This is a genomic window from Rossellomorea aquimaris (assembly GCF_008180865.1).
Taxonomy (GTDB): Bacteria; Bacillota; Bacilli; order Bacillales; family Bacillaceae_B; genus Rossellomorea; species Rossellomorea yichunensis.
Genome location: NZ_VTEX01000004.1, coordinates 371,192 through 390,631, shown reverse-complemented (window position 1 = coordinate 390,631; position 19,440 = coordinate 371,192). Strand labels below are relative to the sequence as shown.

At 40.7% G+C, this 19,440-nt stretch carries 21 protein-coding genes and 1 pseudogene; 17 read left to right on the top strand and 5 right to left on the bottom strand.

The genetic code is table 11. From position 1 onward, the window contains the following. The first annotated feature begins 58 nt into the window (after nt 1-58). The 11 genes from FZC88_RS17345 (at nt 59) to FZC88_RS17295 (ending at nt 9,433) form a co-directional block, all read left to right on the top strand. Complete coding sequence (locus tag FZC88_RS17345; RefSeq protein ID WP_034757362.1) at nt 59-325, top strand: IreB family regulatory phosphoprotein; 267 nt, start codon at nt 59-61, stop codon at nt 323-325. Nucleotides 326-328: 3 nt separating this feature from the next. Beyond that, nucleotides 329-745, top strand: coding sequence for a Holliday junction resolvase RuvX (ruvX, locus tag FZC88_RS17340; RefSeq protein WP_148969767.1), 417 nt, complete (start codon nt 329-331; stop codon nt 743-745). Between the two features lie 14 nt (nt 746-759). Next, on the top strand, nt 760-1,050 hold the full coding sequence (locus tag FZC88_RS17335) for a DUF1292 domain-containing protein (RefSeq protein WP_044339564.1): 291 nt from the start codon (nt 760-762) through the stop codon (nt 1,048-1,050). Between the two features lie 165 nt (nt 1,051-1,215). Next, on the top strand, nt 1,216-2,355 hold the full coding sequence (mltG, locus tag FZC88_RS17330; RefSeq protein WP_262371953.1) for an endolytic transglycosylase MltG: 1,140 nt from the start codon (nt 1,216-1,218) through the stop codon (nt 2,353-2,355). Nucleotides 2,356-2,555: 200 nt separating this feature from the next. Next, nucleotides 2,556-3,203 (top strand): O-methyltransferase, encoded by a 648-nt coding sequence (locus FZC88_RS17325; RefSeq protein WP_148995795.1) that lies wholly within the window; start codon nt 2,556-2,558, stop codon nt 3,201-3,203. Continuing rightward, on the top strand, nt 3,200-4,129 hold the full coding sequence (locus tag FZC88_RS17320; RefSeq protein ID WP_148995794.1) for a peptidase U32 family protein: 930 nt from the start codon (nt 3,200-3,202) through the stop codon (nt 4,127-4,129). Before FZC88_RS17325 ends, FZC88_RS17320 begins: the two co-directional genes overlap by 4 nt. Nucleotides 4,130-4,166: 37 nt before the next feature. Then, entirely contained in the window at nt 4,167-5,444 is a 1,278-nt protein-coding gene (locus tag FZC88_RS17315) for a peptidase U32 family protein (protein WP_148995793.1), read from the top strand. Between the two features lie 5 nt (nt 5,445-5,449). Then, on the top strand, nt 5,450-6,085 hold the full coding sequence (udk, locus tag FZC88_RS17310; RefSeq protein WP_148969763.1) for a uridine kinase: 636 nt from the start codon (nt 5,450-5,452) through the stop codon (nt 6,083-6,085). Between the two features lie 178 nt (nt 6,086-6,263). Continuing rightward, on the top strand, nt 6,264-6,740 hold the full coding sequence (gene greA, locus FZC88_RS17305; RefSeq protein ID WP_148969762.1) for a transcription elongation factor GreA: 477 nt from the start codon (nt 6,264-6,266) through the stop codon (nt 6,738-6,740). Nucleotides 6,741-6,839: 99 nt separating this feature from the next. Beyond that, complete coding sequence (locus FZC88_RS17300; RefSeq protein WP_148995792.1) at nt 6,840-8,597, top strand: peptidoglycan D,D-transpeptidase FtsI family protein; 1,758 nt, start codon at nt 6,840-6,842, stop codon at nt 8,595-8,597. A gap of 137 nt (nt 8,598-8,734) precedes the next feature. Continuing rightward, nucleotides 8,735-9,433, top strand: coding sequence for a YrrS family protein (locus FZC88_RS17295; RefSeq protein ID WP_148995791.1), 699 nt, complete (start codon nt 8,735-8,737; stop codon nt 9,431-9,433). A 48-nt stretch (nt 9,434-9,481) separates the two neighbouring features. Here the strand turns inward: FZC88_RS17295 and FZC88_RS17290 are convergent, their stop codons facing one another. Continuing rightward, nucleotides 9,482-9,688 carry a DUF2536 family protein gene (locus FZC88_RS17290; RefSeq protein ID WP_148995790.1) on the bottom strand — a complete coding sequence of 69 codons (207 nt, stop codon included), beginning with the start codon at nt 9,686-9,688 and terminating at the stop codon, nt 9,482-9,484. Between the two features lie 194 nt (nt 9,689-9,882). Between FZC88_RS17290 and FZC88_RS17285 the strand changes: the two genes are divergently transcribed. From FZC88_RS17285 to FZC88_RS17260, 6 genes are all read left to right on the top strand, one after another. Further along, the gene (locus FZC88_RS17285; protein WP_148995789.1) at nt 9,883-10,521 is read left to right on the top strand and encodes a class I SAM-dependent methyltransferase; all 639 of its coding nucleotides are present in this window, start codon (nt 9,883-9,885) and stop codon (nt 10,519-10,521) included. A 15-nt stretch (nt 10,522-10,536) separates the two neighbouring features. Then, nucleotides 10,537-11,229 (top strand): 5'-methylthioadenosine/S-adenosylhomocysteine nucleosidase, encoded by a 693-nt coding sequence (gene mtnN / locus FZC88_RS17280; RefSeq protein ID WP_148995788.1) that lies wholly within the window; start codon nt 10,537-10,539, stop codon nt 11,227-11,229. A gap of 147 nt (nt 11,230-11,376) precedes the next feature. After that, complete coding sequence (locus FZC88_RS17275; RefSeq protein WP_148995787.1) at nt 11,377-12,300, top strand: PLP-dependent cysteine synthase family protein; 924 nt, start codon at nt 11,377-11,379, stop codon at nt 12,298-12,300. Nucleotides 12,301-12,302: 2 nt separating this feature from the next. Then, a complete protein-coding gene (locus FZC88_RS17270) occupies nt 12,303-13,439 on the top strand; it encodes a bifunctional cystathionine gamma-lyase/homocysteine desulfhydrase (protein ID WP_148995786.1) in 1,137 nt (378 codons plus the stop codon). 102 nt (nt 13,440-13,541) lie between these two features. Next, nucleotides 13,542-13,781, top strand: coding sequence for a YrhC family protein (locus FZC88_RS17265; protein WP_187443678.1), 240 nt, complete (start codon nt 13,542-13,544; stop codon nt 13,779-13,781). A 1,008-nt stretch (nt 13,782-14,789) separates the two neighbouring features. Beyond that, the gene (locus FZC88_RS17260; protein ID WP_187443287.1) at nt 14,790-14,930 is read left to right on the top strand and encodes a YrzI family small protein; all 141 of its coding nucleotides are present in this window, start codon (nt 14,790-14,792) and stop codon (nt 14,928-14,930) included. Nucleotides 14,931-15,427: 497 nt separating this feature from the next. On the opposite strand, the pseudogene sigK reads toward FZC88_RS17260, so the two are convergent. The 4 genes and pseudogenes from sigK to FZC88_RS17235 form a co-directional block, all read right to left on the bottom strand. Then, nucleotides 15,428-15,964 (bottom strand): annotated as a pseudogene (gene sigK, locus FZC88_RS17255) (RNA polymerase sporulation sigma factor SigK); the annotation flags it as partial. Then, nucleotides 15,907-17,526: a recombinase family protein gene (locus FZC88_RS24555; RefSeq protein ID WP_397541198.1), complete on the bottom strand. Its 1,620-nt coding sequence runs from the start codon at nt 17,524-17,526 to the stop codon at nt 15,907-15,909. The pseudogene sigK and the gene FZC88_RS24555, both read right to left, overlap by 58 nt. A gap of 392 nt (nt 17,527-17,918) precedes the next feature. Beyond that, entirely contained in the window at nt 17,919-18,395 is a 477-nt protein-coding gene (locus FZC88_RS17240; RefSeq protein ID WP_148995784.1) for a hypothetical protein, read from the bottom strand. Nucleotides 18,396-18,769: 374 nt separating this feature from the next. Then, nucleotides 18,770-19,354, bottom strand: a complete 585-nt coding sequence (locus FZC88_RS17235) for a recombinase family protein (RefSeq protein ID WP_148995783.1) — start codon at nt 19,352-19,354, stop codon at nt 18,770-18,772. Between the last annotated feature and the right edge of the window lie 86 nt (nt 19,355-19,440).

Genomic DNA, 19,440 nt, shown 5'->3' with positions numbered 1-19,440 from the left:
TAGGTAACGATTAACAATTCGGTTGTCAAAAAGACAAGCCTAAAGAGAGGTGCTAAAAATGAGTTCTTTTGACAAAACGATGCGATTTGATTTTTCAGAGGAGCCGTTCGAACATGACGTGAAGGAAGTACTCCTGCAAGTTCATGATGCTCTTCAAGAAAAAGGGTACAACCCAATCAATCAAATCGTAGGGTACTTATTATCTGGAGATCCTGCTTACATTCCTAGACATCAAGATGCCAGAAATATCATCCGCCGTTTAGAACGTGATGAGATCATCGAAGAATTAGTCAAATCGTATTTGAAACAGCACAAAGAGGGATAATACATGCGTGTAATGGGTTTAGACGTCGGCTCTAAGACAGTGGGAGTCGCAATTAGCGATGAGCTTGGTTGGACCGCTCAAGGAATTGAAACGATTAAGATTGACGAAGATCAAGGTGTGTTCCGGATCGACAGATTAAAGGAACTTGCCGAAGAGTACCAGGTGGACACAGTTGTAGTCGGATTGCCTAAAAATATGAACAACTCAATTGGTCCCCGGGGAGAAGCGTCTAAAGCTTATGGTGAATTAATTCAGCAAGAGTTATCCCTTCCCGTTAAATACTGGGATGAACGACTGAGTACAATGGCTGCGGAACGAGTTCTTTTAGAAGCCGATGTAAGTAGGAAGAAACGTAAGAAAGTAATTGATAAAATGGCTGCAATGATGATCCTCCAAGGATATCTTGACAGCCAAAAATAATGAGGTGAATGTTCATGGAACACGGAGAAAAACAAATTACAGTAGTTGACGAACAAGGAAATGAACAATTATGCGAGGTTCTTTTCACGTTTGAATCAGATAAATTCAATAAATCATATGTCCTTTACTATCCACTGGGAGCAGATGAGAACGACGAAGAAGAAATTGAAATTCATGCTTCTGCTTTCCTTCCTGGAGACGAAGGTCAAGAAGGCGAATTAAAGCCGATTGAAACTGAAGAAGAGTGGGACATGATCGAGGAAATGTTAAACACTTTCTTAGACGAAGAAGAAGACGCAGAATAAGCAGTAAGCTATAGTTTCATAAGAAACAGGGACCGCAAAAAGGGACAAAAAATTCACCTTTTTGCAGGTCCCTGTTTCACTTTGTGCAAAATATTGTATAATAGTGGAGATGATGTCGAATTACCTTTAACGGATATCCCGCTTTTTTGCTCGAAAGGGGGAAATATAGCTTTGGAAAAGAACAAAAATATAAAAGAGACACTCATGAAAAAATTGCTGGAAAGACAAGAGGAGGCAAAGGTCATTAGAAAAATAGTAGGACTTGTCATTCTTTGTCTTGTCATCATTATTGGAGGAACGGCCATTGGTGGGTACCTTTACGTGAATTCAGCATTAAAACCCGTCGATCCGGACAATACGAAACCCGTAAAAGTCGAAATACCTATAGGCTCTGGAGTGACATCCATCGGGAACATTCTGGAGGAAGAAGGAATCGTTAAGAATTCTACAATCTTTAAATACTATGTGAAATTTAACAATGAATCCGGTTTTCAAGCAGGTTCTTATGACTTGACACCTTCCATGACATTAAATGAAATTGTTAATAGCTTAAAAACCGGTAAGGTAATGAGAAAAGCAGAATTTAAGATTACCATACCTGAGGGACTGCAATTAGATCAAATCGCTGAGCTTATTGCTGATAAGTCGCCATACAAAAAAGAAGAAATTGTAGATAAATTAAATGACAAGAAATGGCTCGAGCAATTAAAACAGGAATATCCGGCATTGATAACTGATGAAATATTGAAGAAAGAAATTAAACGTCCTTTGGAAGGATATCTATATCCTGCGACGTACCCTTTCTATGAGAAAAAGCCTTCGTTAGAAGCGATATTAATGAAGATGATTGCCCAAACGAACGAAGTCCTCGCTCAATATGAGGGAGCAATGGCAGACAGGGAATACACGGCCCATGAGCTTCTTACGTTATCTTCCCTCATTGAAGAAGAAGCAACAGAAAAAGCAGACAGAGGAAAAATCTCAAGTGTCTTTTACAATCGTATTGAAGAAGGTATGCCTCTTCAAACCGATCCGACAGTGCTTTATGCGTTAGGTAAACATAAAAAAAGAACCGTCTACAAAGATCTTGAAGTGGATTCACCCTATAACACTTATAAAGTGAAGGGGTTACCGCCAGGTCCGATCGCGAATGCAGGGGTGTCTTCGATTGAAGCGGCTTTGGAACCGGAGGATACAGAGTATTACTATTTCCTGGCTTCTGCCAATGGATCCGTCTATTATTCTGAAACATTAGAAGAACATAACGAGAAAAAGGCGAAGTACATTACAAACAAAGAAGAATAGAGCGGTGAGAAGAGGAAAGAAATATTCGCTTTCCTCTTCTCTATGTGATAAAATAGTACAAGTTATTTTTATATACGGGCGATATCTTTATGAAGATGTGTGTGAAGTAGAAAGCTCATTGTAGCTTTCTTCTTTTCATGTTGTCTAAAGAATGGATCGTTACCCGAGACCACTTATGAACATGATCGTGAGGCTTATTTATGAACGAACAGGTTATTCACTATATAGAATCAATCGTAAAAGAACGTTCCCCTTTACTTGCTGAGATGGAACAGTACGCAGAAGCTCATAACGTTCCGATTATGGAACTGGTAGGGATTGAAGCATTGCTGGGGATGTTACGTATACAACAACCGAAACGCATCTTGGAAATTGGGACTGCGATTGGGTATTCCGCTCTCAGAATGGCGGAGGCTCTTCCTCACTCGACAATCGTTACCCTTGAACGTGACGAAGAAAGATTCGACGCAGCCGAGGGCTATCTGTCTCGTTCTGAGTTTGGAAAGAGGGTCGTAACTTTATTCGGTGATGCATTGGAGCTCGGCGAAGAAGTGGAAAAGCACGGTCCTTTTGATGCCATATTTATAGATGCCGCCAAGGGTCAATACCTTAAATTCTTTGAACTCTACTCAGAAATGCTTTCAGGAGAAGGGGTCGTCTATTCGGATAATGTCCTGTTTAAGGGACTTGTCGCACAAGAAGAGGTAGAACAGAAAAGAATTCGGAACATGGTCAAAAAATTGAAGAATTATAATGAATGGCTCATGAATCATGGGCAATTTGATACGAGTATTTTACCCGTTGGAGACGGCATTGCCATCAGTAAAAAAAGAGGTGATCGCTCATGAAAAAACCAGAATTACTCGTGACCCCTGTCTCTGTTTCTCATATCGAAACGTTAGCATTGGCGGGAGCGGATGCGTTTATGATTGGCGAACAAAGGTATGGCTTAAGGCTTGCAGGAGAGTATTCAAGAGAAGATGTAGCAGAAGCGATCAAAGTGGCACACAAACACGGTAAAAAAGTGTATGTAGCCATGAACGCCCTCTTCCATAATGAAAAAATTTCTGAACTTGAGGACTATATTGCATTTCTTCAAGAAGCCGGCGCGGATGCGATTGTGTTCGGGGATCCTGCTGTGTTGATGGCAGCCCGGGAAGTGGCACCGGATATGTCTCTTCATTGGAACACGGAAACGACTGCCACCAATTGGTATACATGTAATTATTGGGGTAGAAAAGGGGCAAAACGCGCTGTTCTGGCCAGGGAATTAAGCATGGATACCATTGTGGAGATGAAAGAGAATGCAGAAGTTGAAATCGAGGTCCAGGTCCACGGAATGACCTGCATGTTTCAATCAAAACGCTCTTTACTTGGTAACTATTTTGAGTATAGAGGCAAGGCGATGGAGATTGAAAACCGTAAAGAACAACGTAATATGTTCCTTCACGATGAAGAACGTCATAATAAATACCCAATATATGAAGATGAGAATGGCACTCATATTATGAGTCCGAATGATATGTGCATAGTCGATGAATTGGGTGAAATGATTGAAGCCGGAATTGATTCCTTCAAAATCGATGGTGTCCTGAAATCATCAGACTATATACTTGGGGTGACGAAACTATATCGAAAAGCCATTGATCTATGTATAGAGGACGAAGTTCAATATGACGAGCAGAAAGACGGATTTTTAGAAGAAGCGAAAAGATTGCAACCAGAAAATCGTCCATTGGATACTGGATTTTTCTTTAAAGAAACGGTGTATTAAGAACGAAATGAAGTTTGATCAGAACGGAGGAGTTACGATGGCCACGGTTGAGAAAAAACCAATATCCAAGATAGTAGATGGAAGACGTGTCATTGTGAAGAAACCTGAGTTACTGGCTCCTGCCGGTAATCTGGAGAAATTGAAGATAGCTGTCCATTACGGTGCAGATGCAGTTTATATTGGCGGGCAGGAATACGGTCTGCGCTCAAACGCCGGGAATTTCACCTTCGAACAAATGAAAGAGGGCGTGGATTTTGCTAGAGGTTATGGCGCGAAGATTTATGTAACAACCAACATCTATGCCCATAATGAGAATATGGATGGCCTGGAAGACTACTTACGTGGACTTCAGGAGGCGGGAGTCGCTGGGATTATTGTCGCTGATCCACTCATCATAGAAACATGCAGAAGAGTCGCACCAAATGTGGAAGTGCATTTAAGTACCCAACAGTCCCTTTCAAACTGGAAAGCAGTCCAGTTCTGGAAGGAAGAAGGACTTGACCGAGTGGTATTGGCACGTGAAGCAAGCGGCGACGAAATCCGTGAAATGAAAGAAAAGGTAGATATTGAAATCGAGACCTTTATCCATGGTGCCATGTGTATTGCCTATTCCGGCAGATGCACTTTAAGTAACCATATGACGGCCCGTGACTCAAATCGTGGCGGTTGCTGTCAATCATGCCGTTGGGATTACGATTTATATGAAGTCGACGGAGAAAATGAAAATCCTCTTTACGGCGATGGTGATGCACCATTTGCCATGAGCCCTAAAGATTTAAAGCTGGTTGAATCGATACCGAGAATGATTGAATTGGGCATTGACAGCTTAAAAATCGAGGGACGCATGAAATCCATTCACTACGTATCCACTGTCGTAAGTGTATACCGTAAAGTGATTGACGAGTACTGTAAAGATCCCGATAACTTTACGATTCGAGAAGAATGGCTGGAAGAGCTAGATAAATGTGCAAATCGTGAAACAGCTCCAGCGTTCTTTGAGGGAGTTCCAGGCTTCAAGGAGCAAATGTTTGGTGTTCATAATAAGAAAAACACAAATTATGAATTTGTCGGACTTGTGCTAGATTACGACGAAGAAACTCAAATCGTCACCCTGCAACAAAGAAACCATTTTAAAATAGGACAGGAAGTAGAATTTTTTGGTCCTGAGATCTCCAACTTTACACAAGTTGTCGAGAAGATGTGGGATGAAAAAGGAAATGAGCTTGATGTTGCACGTCACCCATTACAAATTGTTAAATTTAAGGTTCATCAGAGAGTATATCCTGATAACATGATGCGAAAGGAGAACACCTAATACTTATGAAGCATAAACCCGTTGTGATTGGTGTAGCAGGAGGATCCGGCTCAGGTAAAACAAGTGTTACCAAAGCCATATATGAACAATTTCAAGGTCATTCGATTCTAATGCTGCAGCAGGATTATTATTATAAAGATCAATCGAATCTCCCTTTTGAGGAACGTCTTAAAACGAATTATGATCATCCATTGGCATTTGATAATGATCTATTAATTCAACATTTGAACGGTCTAATTGATCATCAGCCTGTAAATAAACCGGTCTATGATTATAAAATGCACACCCGTTCTGAGGATACGATTCTCGTTGAACCGAAAGATGTTATTATTTTAGAAGGAATTTTAGTATTAGAAGATGAAAGATTGCGTAACTTAATGGATATTAAGCTATATGTAGATACAGATGCCGATCTTCGCATCATCAGAAGAATGCTTCGCGATATTAAAGAGCGCGGCCGTTCCATCGATTCCGTCATCGATCAATACATCACAGTCGTTCGTCCTATGCATAATCAATTCATTGAACCAACAAAGCGATATGCCGATGTGATCATTCCTGAAGGCGGGCATAATCACGTGGCAATCGATTTAATGGTAACAAAAATTCAAACAATTCTTGAACAAAAGTCATTTTTGTAATACGATAGCATAGATAAAGACATATAGGTAGATTTTACATTTTCCCACATTGTAAAGAAGCAGGGAATGGAGAGAGAATAAATTCTCTCTCCATTCCCTACCTTTACATAACCTGCAAATGAACATTTACATAAAGAGTATGGGGAAACTCTTAGATAGAAAAGGAGTGAAGAGGGTCATGAGTACAGATAAAGTATTTCCGATGACAGCAGAAGGTAAAGAGAAGTTAGAAAAAGAACTGGAGAATTTGAAAACGGTTAAACGTAAAGAAGTTGTTGAGCGTATTAAAATCGCCCGCAGCTTTGGAGATTTATCCGAGAACTCAGAGTACGACGCAGCGAAAGATGAACAAGCATTTGTTGAAGGTCGTATATCTACTTTAGAGAACATGATTCGCAATGCGAAAATCATTCAAGAAGATGATATGAACTCAGATACAGTACAATTAGGTAAAAAAGTGACGTTCGTTGAATTGCCGGACGGAGACAAAGAAACATACACAATCGTTGGTAGTGCAGAAGCGGATCCATTTGAAGGGAAAATTTCAAATGATTCACCAATCGCGAAAAGCCTTCTTGGTCATAAGGTAGGAGCGAAAGTAAGCGTTCAAACTCCAGGTGGAGAAATGAATGTGAAGATTGTAGAAGTAAGCTGATCATGTAGAAGGGACTCATAAGCGAGTCCCTTCTTTTTTTATGCTGTGAATAAGATTATTTCACATGAAACTCGTCAACAATGGGGACGAGGTGACAAAATGAAACGAAAACGAATCAGGTTACTCAGTATCTTTTTATTACTTGCTCTTTTTGGGCTAGCAGCTAGACTGATGCAATTGCAATTATTCCAAACAGAATCTTATTCGAAACATAAAATCAATCTTCTCGAAGAAAGTGTCTCTCAACGAACGCAACAATTGGTGATTGATGAAGGCAGGGGCGAATTTCTCGATCGGAACGGGGAACCACTTACTTATACGGAGAAAAATGTTCTTGTTCTTTTTCCTTTCCTGAAGAAAATGGACTGGCCTGCAGAAAAAGTGGCAGATATTCTCCATGTACCACCTCAAACAATCCTATCAAAGCTTGCGGAAGCGAAAGGACCGATCATCTTTGGCGGAAGAGAACCGTTACAGCTGACGGAAAGCCAAATGAGTGACATTAATGCCCTTGAAATTCAGGGAGTGTTTGCACTCACTAAAAAGTTCAAAAGCACCGAAGTCCCTGCTTCTCAGTTGATCGGCGTAACAGGAGAAAATACAGAGGTTTTTCATGAACGCTATCCTGATAAAGTAAAAGGAGCGAATCAGAAAATTGGCGTGTCAGGCCTTCAAGAAAGCTTTGACGAGTGGCTGGTCGCAGAGGAAGAAGCAAAGCTGATCTATCATGTGGATGCCATCGGTGGTCCCCTTTTCGGTGTAGACGTGAAATACCTTGCCCCTGCCAATCCCTTCTACCCCCTTAATGTGAAAACGACAATCGATGCAAGGATGCAGCAAGCATTGGAAGAAGTCGCCGATACGTATAACATTCAAAAGGGTGGATTACTGCTTCTTGATATTGAAAAAAGTGAAATCGTAGCCAGTGTATCAAGACCTTCCATGAGCAGCCGTGACCCGTTTAGTGGCGGGGCAACGAACTATATGCTGAAAGCGTTGATCCCCGGCTCCGTGTTTAAGACCGTTGTCGCCGCTGCAGCCATGGACGAAGGGATTGTGGATGAAAGCAGGCTGTTTGCATGTGATGAAGATATTCTAGGTGGTCCTGCGGAAAAACCCCATGGGAACATTAATATTAAAACGAGTATCGCTGTCAGCTGTAACCGAACGTTTGCGGATTTGGCGAATGAACTAACGGAGAAGGATGACCGTCTTCTTGATGAGTATGCTGAAAAGATCGGCTTGCTTGGAGACATTGCCTGGAAAGGGAACGTCTTTCATTATGAAAGTTTTCCTCAGATTCAAGTGAGTGAAGGAAGGATTTTCGCGAATGAAGAACACAGAAATGAACCAAAACTTGTTTCTCAAACAGGCATTGGACAACAGGAAGTACGAGTCACCCCCCTTGGTATGGCCAATATGATGGCCACCATCGCAAGGGGAGGGGAAAAATATCAGGTTAGTGCCGTATCCGCAGTCGAGTACCAAAACGGAACGAAGATGTTTTCCTTCCCAATACAGGAGGCTGAGGGTGAAACGATCACTCCATTTACGGCCATGAAGCTTCAGCAGTATTTAAGGGGAGTGGTGAACTCCCCTGAAGGAACAGCTCCATACCTGCAAACAGCTGCCTACACGATTGCCGGGAAAACGGGAACGGCCCAAACAGGGAATTATCGGGGAGCAGAAACGAAGGAAAATGAATTATACAATAAATGGTTCGCCGGATATTTTCCCTTTGAAAATCCCAAATACTCCCTCGTTGCCGTCAACATGGATGTGAAGATCGATGAGGGAGGGATCTATCCGATTTTCAAAGATAGCGTAGATGCCATATATAATCTTGAGAATAATTAGCCCTGATGTACAATGGTCCTGCGACCTTTTTCCCTTTCTTATGAAAGTAACTAAAACCAGCTGAGATGGATAATGTTTCGCTTTATTCTTTTCCTCAAATCATGTTAAAATGTTTAGGATAATAGGGAGGGAACGTAATGGCGAAATACCAATCTCGATTAGATAAACGATCCAAGAAGAATTCTAATAAAATTTTGAACATAATGATCGCAGTCGTACTCTTATTGATTGTCGTTGTCGGAGCGACAATAGTGATGGGAGGCGGCGATGAGAAGGCATCATCTAACGTTCCTGATACAGAAACAAAAGGCTCAAGCGATAAGGATGCTGAAAAAGAAGACAAATCTGTTTCTCTAGATGAGGATAAAAAATCTGAGGAAAAAGATAATGAAGATAAAAAAGAAGAAGAAAAGAAGAGCGATGAAGAAAAACAAAAAGACAAAGCTTCTGATGAAGAGGACACTGTTGCATTAGAGGGGGAAGACCAAAGCGAATTAAAAGTGGAAGATAGTGACGAACCCAATGTGAAGAAAACAATGGTGCATCCTGACTGGAAGCCGGTTGGGACTGAGCAAACCGGTGAACACGTGTCTGTATATGATGAAGGCACTGTAGACTGGCAGGAAAAAATCAAGGCTACTTCTTATGCAACAGGCATTCCCGAAGAAAACATGACCGTTTGGTGGATGGAAGGGAATGGCGGACCTCAGAAGTCCATGGCTACCGTGACGGCTAAAGATACAAAAACCCCATACAGAGTTTATCTCCAATGGGTGGAAGGCAAAGGATGGCAGCCTACGAAAGTACAGGAATTAGTTGAAAATGATAAAGATTAATATGTGATGAAAAGGCTCTCCCTTTTAATAGGGAGAGCCTTTTTTGAATCAGTTTTTCACTTTAAAATGAACCGCCGCGCTATACAATCTTCTGCCATTTTCATCAATGGAAACGGCGTGATCTACATGATGAACGCTCAGCATGATCGCTTTATTATGCTGGATTTGTTCATCCACCTTCTTTTCCAATGTTCGTAAGCTATCTGCTTCAAAAAACTCTACTTTATCTTCTATTAAGTCAAATGAAATATTCATATGTTTATCCTCCTCTTTTACTGTGATCCCTTTACAGACAGGTTATCTCCCTTATTTTAGAGCCGGAAAACGGATTTTACAATTATTAATTGTTGAATTCATTCAAAGAATATGATAATTTAATAACAGTTTTTATTTTAATTCATAGTATGTTTATAGGAATTATAAACTTAATGTAGCTGAGGTGCATAACCATGGGTAGAGAATTTTTGGATTTGTTCCAGGATTGGGCAGATTCTTATGATGATACAGTAACGGGGAAAGACGTTGAATATCAAGCGGTTTTCGAGGACTATGAATCCATTCTTGACGAAGTAGTTTCCCGGTCAAAGGGAAGAGTAGTTGAATTTGGCCCGGGGACAGGGAATCTGACCAGAAGATTACTGGACGGAGGACTTGAAGTGGTTCCTTTTGAACCTTCCCCTGAAATGAGGGCCATTGGAATGCAGAAGCTTGGAAAAGAGGTAACGTTCATGGATGGAGATTTTCTCGACTTTTCTTTAGAAGGAAAGGCAGATTCCATCGTTAGCTCCTATGCATTTCATCACTTAACAGATGAAGAAAAGGGAAAAGCTTTTCGCATATATGGAAAGCTCCTAGCACATGGTGGTAAAATAGTATTTGCAGATACGATGTTTGAAACGGATCAGCACTATAAAGCCGCCATATCACAAGCAATCAAAAAAGAGTATTACAACCTTGCTGAAGATTTAAAACGGGAATATTACACTACCTTGGATGTTCTAAAGGAATTATTGGACCAAAATGGGTTTTCAGTCACTTTTAAGCAAGTAAATACCTTTGTGTGGATTATGGAGGCGACTAAACAGTAGAAAGAGGTTTTAGTAATGAAAATCGCCATCATTGGAGCAATGGAAGAAGAAGTAGCCTTACTTAGAGAAAATATTTCAAACCCGAAAGTGGAAACAATCGCAGGGTGTGAATATACAAGTGGAACGATGAAAGACAAAGATGTGATCTTACTTCGCTCAGGGATCGGCAAGGTGAATGCAGCGATGTCAACAGCCGTTCTTCTGCAGCATTTTAAACCGGATTGCATCATCAATACAGGGTCAGCTGGAGGATTCGATCCTTCACTAGATGTTGGTGATGTTGTCATCTCAACAGAGGTAAGACATCACGATGTGGACGTGACGGCTTTTGGATATGAATACGGTCAGGTACCGCAGCTTCCTGCCGCATTTACAGCAGACGAGAAATTAATGCAGACAGCCATCGATAGCGTGAGGGAACTTGGAGATGCACAAGTGGTGTCCGGGTTGATTGCCACGGGAGATTCATTTATGAATGATCCAAAGCGTGTAGAAGCGATCCGTGACAAATTCACCGGGTTACAGGCAGTTGAAATGGAAGCAGCCGCCATTGCGCAAGTGGCTCATCAATTCAACGTACCATTTGTCATCATTCGCTCACTTTCTGATATTGCAGGCAAGGAATCAGATGTTTCCTTCGAACAATATTTAGAAAAGGCAGCCCTCCACTCTGCCAAAATGGTTATGAGCATTGTAAAGTCTGTTTAATACGAGGAAATTACGGCTGACCCGGGTACCAACTTTCTCATCAAAACATACGGAACGGATGTGTTCAGTCGAGCCCTCCAATCGTATGCATTTGAGGACAGGGGAAGTGCATGGGGTCAGCTTTTTTTATGAAGGGGGATTGAATACATGGACGTGTATAACAGCGTACATGACCTGATTGGGAATACACCGATTGTCGAGCTTACAAACTTCCCGTTAAAGAAGGGAATTCGCCTCTTTGCTAAGCTGGAATTTTTCAATCCTGGAGGTAGTGTGAAGGATCGCCTGGGCAGGGAATTATTAGATGATGCCATCCGTAACGGTAAAATAGAACCGGGAGGCACCATAATCGAACCGACTGCAGGGAACACGGGAATCGGCCTGGCGCTTGCAGCTGTGAATTCCGGATACAATGTCATGTTCTGCGTACCAGAAAAATTCAGCATAGAAAAGCAGGAGCTTATGAAAGCATTAGGCGCCAAGATCATTCATACCCCAACCGAGGAAGGAATGAAGGGGGCCATTGCAAAAGCAAATGAACTTGTAAAGGAAATCCCGAACTCTTATTCTCCGCAGCAATTTGGGAATGCGGCCAATCCGGAAACGTATTACAAAACGTTGGGACCTGAACTATGGAATCAGATGGATGGCAACATTCAAACATTTGTCGCAGGGGCAGGGACAGGGGGTACCTTCATGGGGACTGCTCAGTACCTGAAGGAAAGAAATAAGGACATCAAAACAGTCATTGTTGAACCTGAAGGCTCCATCTTGAACGGTGGACCATCAGGACCTCATAAAACAGAGGGGATCGGCATGGAATTCTTACCTCACTATATGGATCCAAGCTATTTTAATAGCATCCATACCGTGACTGATGACAATGCTTATAAACGAGTAAAAGAGCTTGCGCTGATGGAGGGCTTGCTGGTCGGAAGTTCTTCAGGTGCAGTGCTGCATGCAGCATTACAGGAAGCGGAAGAAGCAGAGCCGGGAAGTCATATTGTCACGATTTTCCCGGACTCGAGTGAGCGCTATTTAAGTAAGAAAATATATGAAGGAGGACTCTAAACATGAAAAAGAAAACACAACTAATTCACGGCGGTATCCCTACAGATCCTCAAACAGGTGCTGTATCCACTCCCATCTACCAGGTGAGTACGTATAAGCAGGATGAAGTAGGAAAGCATAAAGGTTTTGAATATTCACGTTCAGGAAACCCGACAAGACATGCGCTTGAAGAGTTGATTAAAGATCTGGAAGGCGGAGAAAGAGGCTTTGCATTCGGATCGGGAATGGCAGCTATTACGGCAGTTATGATGATGTTCAATAGCGGCGATCATATAGTAATGACCGACGACGTTTATGGCGGAACGTATCGTGTCATGACCAAGGTCTTAAACCGCATCGGCATCGAGTCCACTTTCGTTGATTCGAGTGATATCGGCAATATTGAACGTGCCATTCAGCCGAATACAAAGGCTGTATACATTGAAACACCAACGAATCCACTGCTGAAAATTACCAATATCGAGGCAGCGGCTTCCTTGGCCAAGAAGCACAATCTATTGACGATCGTGGATAATACGTTCAGCACGCCATACTGGCAAAACCCAATCAGCCTGGGAGCAGACATCGTTCTTCACAGCGCAACGAAATACATCGGCGGACACAGTGACGTGGTGGCAGGACTGGTTGTTGTGAATTCTGAAGAGCTTGCTGAAGAATTATTCTTTGTACAGAATTCAACCGGCGGGGTTCTTGGACCACAGGATTCATGGTTACTGATTCGAGGCATTAAAACCTTAGGTCTGAGAATGGAAGAGCATGAAGAAAACACGAAGAAAATAGTCGAGTATCTTACATCACACCCGAAAGTATCAAAGGTTTACTATCCAGGATTAGAAACGCATCCGAACCATGCCATTGCCAAGAAACAGGCATCCGGCTTTGGGGGAATGGTTTCATTTGATGTAGGAAGTGAAGAAAATGCAGATCGTCTGCTCACGAACACGAAATACTTCACATTGGCAGAAAGTCTTGGCGCTGTAGAAAGTTTAATCTCGGTACCTGCCCGCATGACTCACGCGTCCATTCCGGCAGATCGCCGAAATGAGTTAGGGATCACCGATGGTTTGGTACGTATCTCTGTCGGTCTTGAAGACGTAGAGGACCTGATTGAAGATATTGAAAATGCCCTTTCCAAGTAATTCGACTATTGGCAGAACTGGTATCAATTACATGGTAGATGATATGCTTCAGTATGTTACCATAGAATGAGAGTTTACTAGTTCTAAAGTAGGTGAATGCGCATGAAGAACGCAAAAAAAAGAACCATTCAACAAAAAATGAACGACTTCAAACGATTTGGTTTTACGTTACTTGCACTTAGTGTCTTTATGTATTTAGGGGTTATTATTCCAACAGAAACCGTCACACCAAGTAAAACGATCACCCTCATGACAGGCACCGTTGTTTTACTCGGATTGTCACTTATATTTTTTACAAAAGCGATCAAATACAAAAGAGATATGCAATCTATAGATGAATAGATCATGTAAAGCGGGTTCTCATTGAGGACTCGTTTTTTCATGTCGTTTTCAAAGGGTGCTGGCGGTGAGTTTTGAATAGATTCCCAAAAGGTAAATTCATTTTTTATATGAGTGAAGTGCGAAAACCCGGACCGTACTTTCCCCTCCAGTCACAAGATTCCCAGGGGAGGAAGTCGAGCCTCCTCGACGTCGCGTCTGTGAGGTCTCGACCTTTCCTCTATTTCCCGCAGGAGTCAAGTGCCTTTCGCTCCAATCCACTCTGTGCTATTTATTTTTTGTAATCAAAAATAGTTCCCATTGTAGAAAATTTGTTTCTAAAAAAAACTATCTGGAAAGAAAGCACAAAACATCTATTGGTAACTCATAAACCGGTCATTAATCAATGTTTACTCTTCTTATTGCCACATTGAATCATTGGAATTGATATCCTATACATTCTATATTTGTTATTCTGATCTTTAAGCTCTGTCACGAAAATCTATTATAGATGGTGGGGAGAACTGCGTAGACTCCTAGGGAAGAACGGTCGTGCCGAGACCCCGGAAGCGTAGCTGAGGAGGCTCGGCCGAACACTAGCTGCAAGCGAAGCAGTTCCCCTCACCATCAAGCACAATACTCATTGACAGAGCACCGGCAGACCAGATGTTTTAAAATCATAAACCTGAAAAAAGAACATTCTAGAACCATGTGGAAATTTGTAGAAAAAATAATGAGGAAAGTGGTTTACTTTACTGTGAAAATTGGATATACTAACCAATGTAAGAAAAAAATCACAAGAGGGAGGTCGAAGAAAATGTTCGTGCTTAATGGAAAAAAAGACACAACTTCATATTGTTTTAATCATTCGACCACTTGTGGGATGCTTTACGCTTAATTTTAAATCCATTAAATGATAGCCACAGGGAGAATGAAGGTTCCTGTGGCTTTTTTGTGCCACAAGGATCGGTCTCTTTGTGGTTTTTTAGTATGCCTGGCAACTCACGAGGCACTTTGAAAGGGGTGATACGTATGACACTTAATCTTTTATTTATAACGGTAACGTTCAATAAGAAACAAGAAACGTTTGAAGAAGCGACGCACAATGAAACGGTTTCAAAATCCTATGAAGAAACGAAAACCAAGAACCAATACATGTCGCAATTGTTCTAAGGATATCTGAAAATGGAGAGGAGAATAAAATATGATTTATGTACAGGAGAAAATGCTTAATGCGCTATGGGTAGAGAAGGATACTGCCTAACGAAACAAAAGGTGGGTGGAACGATGTTTTTAAATATTGTTTTTTGGTCGGCTTTCTTCCATAAAAAGAAGAAGCAGGATAAGAAATAAGAATGAATGAGGAGGATGCCTTTCTATGAGGGTGTCCTTCTTTGTTTTTATTGGGGTTACGAGAGACGTAACACAGACACAGTTCTGTCAATCTTTAGTAATAAGTTGTTCACGAATGAAAGGGAAGAATCCGGCTTTTCGTGATACATTAATAGTAAGAAGTGCAGGTAGTAATGACTGTTAAAGAGGGAGTGATATTACGATGTTTTCAATGATAATGGGTCTTGTCGTAACATCTGTGATTGGTCTGATTATTGCCGCTGAAGTCAGTGTAGAATAGAGAATGAAAAAAAGCGATCCGAGTTTGGATCGCTTTTTCATGATTTGTTTCGCTTTTCTTTTTCCTCACGATAAAATTCATGAAACATCTTCATGAGTGCCCTTTTCTCGATTCGTGATACATAGCTTCTTGAGATTCCTAATTCCTTGGCAATTTCCCGTTGGGTTTTTTCCTCTTTCAAGTCTAATCCGAATCGCCCGACGATCACTTCTTTTTCCCTTTCGTCCAGCACACAAATGTATTTTCTTACTTTTTCAAGTTCCATACTTAATTGAATCGTATCGATGACATCATCACTTTCAGACTTTAAGATATCAATTAAGCTGATTTCGTTTCCTTCTTTATCTTGACCGATAGGATCGTGAAGAGAGACATCTTTTTTCGTTTTCTTGAGTGCACGAAGATGCATAAGAATCTCATTCTCGATACAACGTGCCGCATAGGTTGCAAGTTTCGTACCTTTGCCTTCTGAATAACTTTCAATTGCTTTAATCAATCCGATGGTCCCGATGGAAATTAGATCTTCTGGATCTTCCCCTGTGTTTTCGAATTTCTTGACGATGTAAACATAAAGCAATGTTCTAATAATCCCTTTACTGTAATGCCGATCTTCTCAGTTTTCGCATCAATAACAATTTCCTCAATCAGCAATTCCATCAGTTCTCGCTTATCCTGGAACTCCATCTCACCATCGAACATCTTCTCCACATTCGAGATAATTACATCCACATCTTCATCACTTAATTCACTTTTCTCTTGGTTTTCTTTCCGTCTATTCAATACATCAATCTCATCCGTTAGTTTACTGATATCACCATTGATCTTTTTCATATCACGTAACATTTCATCTTCTGTAATCACTTGAGCCACGACAAACATGCGTTTCACACGTTCACGCTCATCTGTTTTCTTTTTAAGCTGTTTCTCCAGATCCGCGATCTCAACATCCAAGCCATCATCTTTATCTGTCATCTGGGCTTTGATCGCTTCTTCAAACAACTCTCTACTCGTTAAACACTCACGAATCATATTCATAATGTAATCATCTAACAAATCAATTCGAATACTTTTGCTTTCACATTTTTCAACGCCATCACCGTATCGCTTAGGGTTTAGATTCGGACATCTGTACACGGCGTATTTCTTTCTCTCGCCAGTCTTTTTATCCAATCGCCCGCTGTAGGATGTACACTCCCATATACGTCCGCAGTGCTTGCATCGAATCATGCCTTTAAAAAGGTAGTTAAATTTCACGTTACCACGTTTTTTTATGTTCTTTTCTTTTTGCTTTTGTGCTAAGTCAAAGGTTTTTTGATCAATGAGCTGAGGGACATCTACTGTAATCCAATCCGCTTCATCCCGTATGGTGTATGTTTTCTTTTGCTTCCCAGAGGACGTTCGCTCGCCCCATACCTTTTTCGTTTCACGTTTGTTGTAAACGTATTTTCCTAAGTATATCTCTGAAGTTAAAATACGACGGATGGAAGTTGCTCCGAAATTTTTACTTTCCGCACGTTTTGGAACAGCACCCGCTTTAAACAGCTTATTACCGATTTCTCGAAGCGTAGAGCCATCTAAGTACCATTTGTATATCTTCTTTACAAAGACCGCTTCTTGGTCATTTACAAGCAGTTCTCCGTCCTTGTAGTCATATCCATAAGGAGCTACTCTCATCGGCATGATTTTTTTATCCTTCTCGACTGCACGGAGCCTTCCTCGGATGGTTCGTTTTCGGATTTGCGAGAGTTCATATTGAGCGAATACAGAACGCATGTTAAAGAACATTTGCCCTTCAGGGGTGTTTTGGTATTCAGTGTCGATAAATACGATTTCTACGCCTTGTCTGTCCCATTCTTTACATACAATCAGCTTATCTGTCAGGTCCCTTGTTAATCGGTCAGGATCCGTGATGATGACTTTCGTAGTCACACCATTTGCGGTATCTTCACGCAGCTCATTCATCACAGGTCGATCGATATCTTCACCGCTACGACCTTCTTCTCGGTACAATTTGACTTGAGAGGGGGGATATCCGAGATCTTTTGCACGCTTCATGCAGAGTTCTTCCTGTGTTTCCAAGCTGTATCCTTCGTCAGCCTGTGTTTGCGTACTGACACGACAATATATTCCTATCATAGAATAAACTCCTTTTATTCTTTTAATGCTATGTATATTCATCATTCATCTTCATCATTAAAAGTATAGGAGTTTTTCTGGAGTTTAAACAGGTCTCGGAATTACTTACCAAAATCACATTGAGCACCTAAGTGAATTTAATAAAAAAAACCGCTATTTTCAGCGGTTTCGTTTTAGCTTCTTACACCCGTATTAACTCGTCGTCGGGCATTTCTTTTAATTGTATTTACCATACGAGATACTTCCATATTTGCATGAACTCGTATTGCGATATTGGTACTGTTACGTTCCTCAAGGTATCTCATAAATTGATCGTATTCATATTCCGATAAGTACCTTTGTGCGTTTCTTTGCAGAGATTCTAAATTAACTCTCATTTGAAACACTCCTTTTTAAGCAGTTTCTTTCTCTTTTTGATCTGGTTTTTCTTCATCCTTAGCTTCTTTGGCAATTTCATCTAAATCATTTTGGAGATTAAATAACTTTTCATCCACTTTACCTTGTAAATAGGCATCTATTGCAGTTTCAAAATTCCCATCAATTTGTTTTGATAAGAAATTTATACCACTTAATGAAGCAATTAAACCTATGATTGACTGATTCAAGTGATCGAGTTCCCTTGCTAAGGAGATGATTGCCAAAAACGATGTTGCAATTCCGACTTTATACCTTTGTAGTCGAAATTGACTTTTTAAAATCCATTTTCTATCTTCTTCATCGAGAAGGTGCAAGTTGAATTTTTGATGAATATGTAGTAATTCTAACGCCATCCTTGTTTCTGCCGCTCCAATACCTGTAGCGATAATAGTGAAGAACAATAAGAACAATTCGCTTGTAAAAAACGCTTTTAAGTGCATTAATAAATCCACGTTTAGTACCCCGCCTATTTAATGTCATTTTTTTCTATTATACCATATAGACGTTACTTTTTTAGAAGAGGGGGGATAATTTATTTTATTATCTTGCTTGATTCGATAACGTACCAATTCAATCAAATTATTTAGTGCACGATATGAAATCAATTTACTTTCTAACGATGATTCGCGTGATTGAATTGTATCATATAGCTTATTCATTTCCTCAAATTCGTTAGGATTCATATATGGCTCGAAGATTTTAAAATTTGTGAACATAAATAAACCACCACGCTTTTTATAGTATATGATAATTGATTTCTTTAATAATGCATTTACCCTTTTTTATGTCTTATCAATAATATATCAGTAAGGCTATAATATATTCTTTAAATAAGCTGCGAGTTATTTCGCAGCTTTTTTCTCGATATTCCGAACAGTGTTGCTTTACTAACGCCAGTCATCTCGGCGATTTCTTTAATCGAATATTCTTTAGAATGATACAATTTCAAAGCCCGTTTAATGGCAGCTTCGTCTTTCTTTGGACGCCCACCTTTATTACCTCTTGCACGAGCCGCTTCTAATCCAGCTTTCGTTCGTTGGATGATCATATCCCGTTCAAATTCAGAGAATGACGCGAAGATATTGAAGATCAATTTACCCGTAGTAGATGATGTGTCGATGTTTTCTTGCAGAGATACAAAGGCGATGTTCTGTTCCTTGAAGTGCTCCATGAGTTCAATTAAGTGCCTGATGCTTCTTCCCATTCGATCGAGTTTCCATACGACAATGGTATCGCCAGGCTCCACGTATTCCATCAACTGTTCTAGTGCGGGTCTTTCTTTTTTACTTCCCGTTATTTTTTCCTTGAAAATATCCCGTTCTTCTACACCAGCTTCTATCAGGGAATCGATCTTCAGTTCCAGTTTTTGATCCTTTGTCGAAACCCGTGCGTATCCCAATTTCCTTCCCATTCTAATCACCTTATTTTAGTCTTGTAGTATAGTGTCAAAAACCTTTTTTTCATACATAATGATTCGATGATATTGAGAATGAGTTT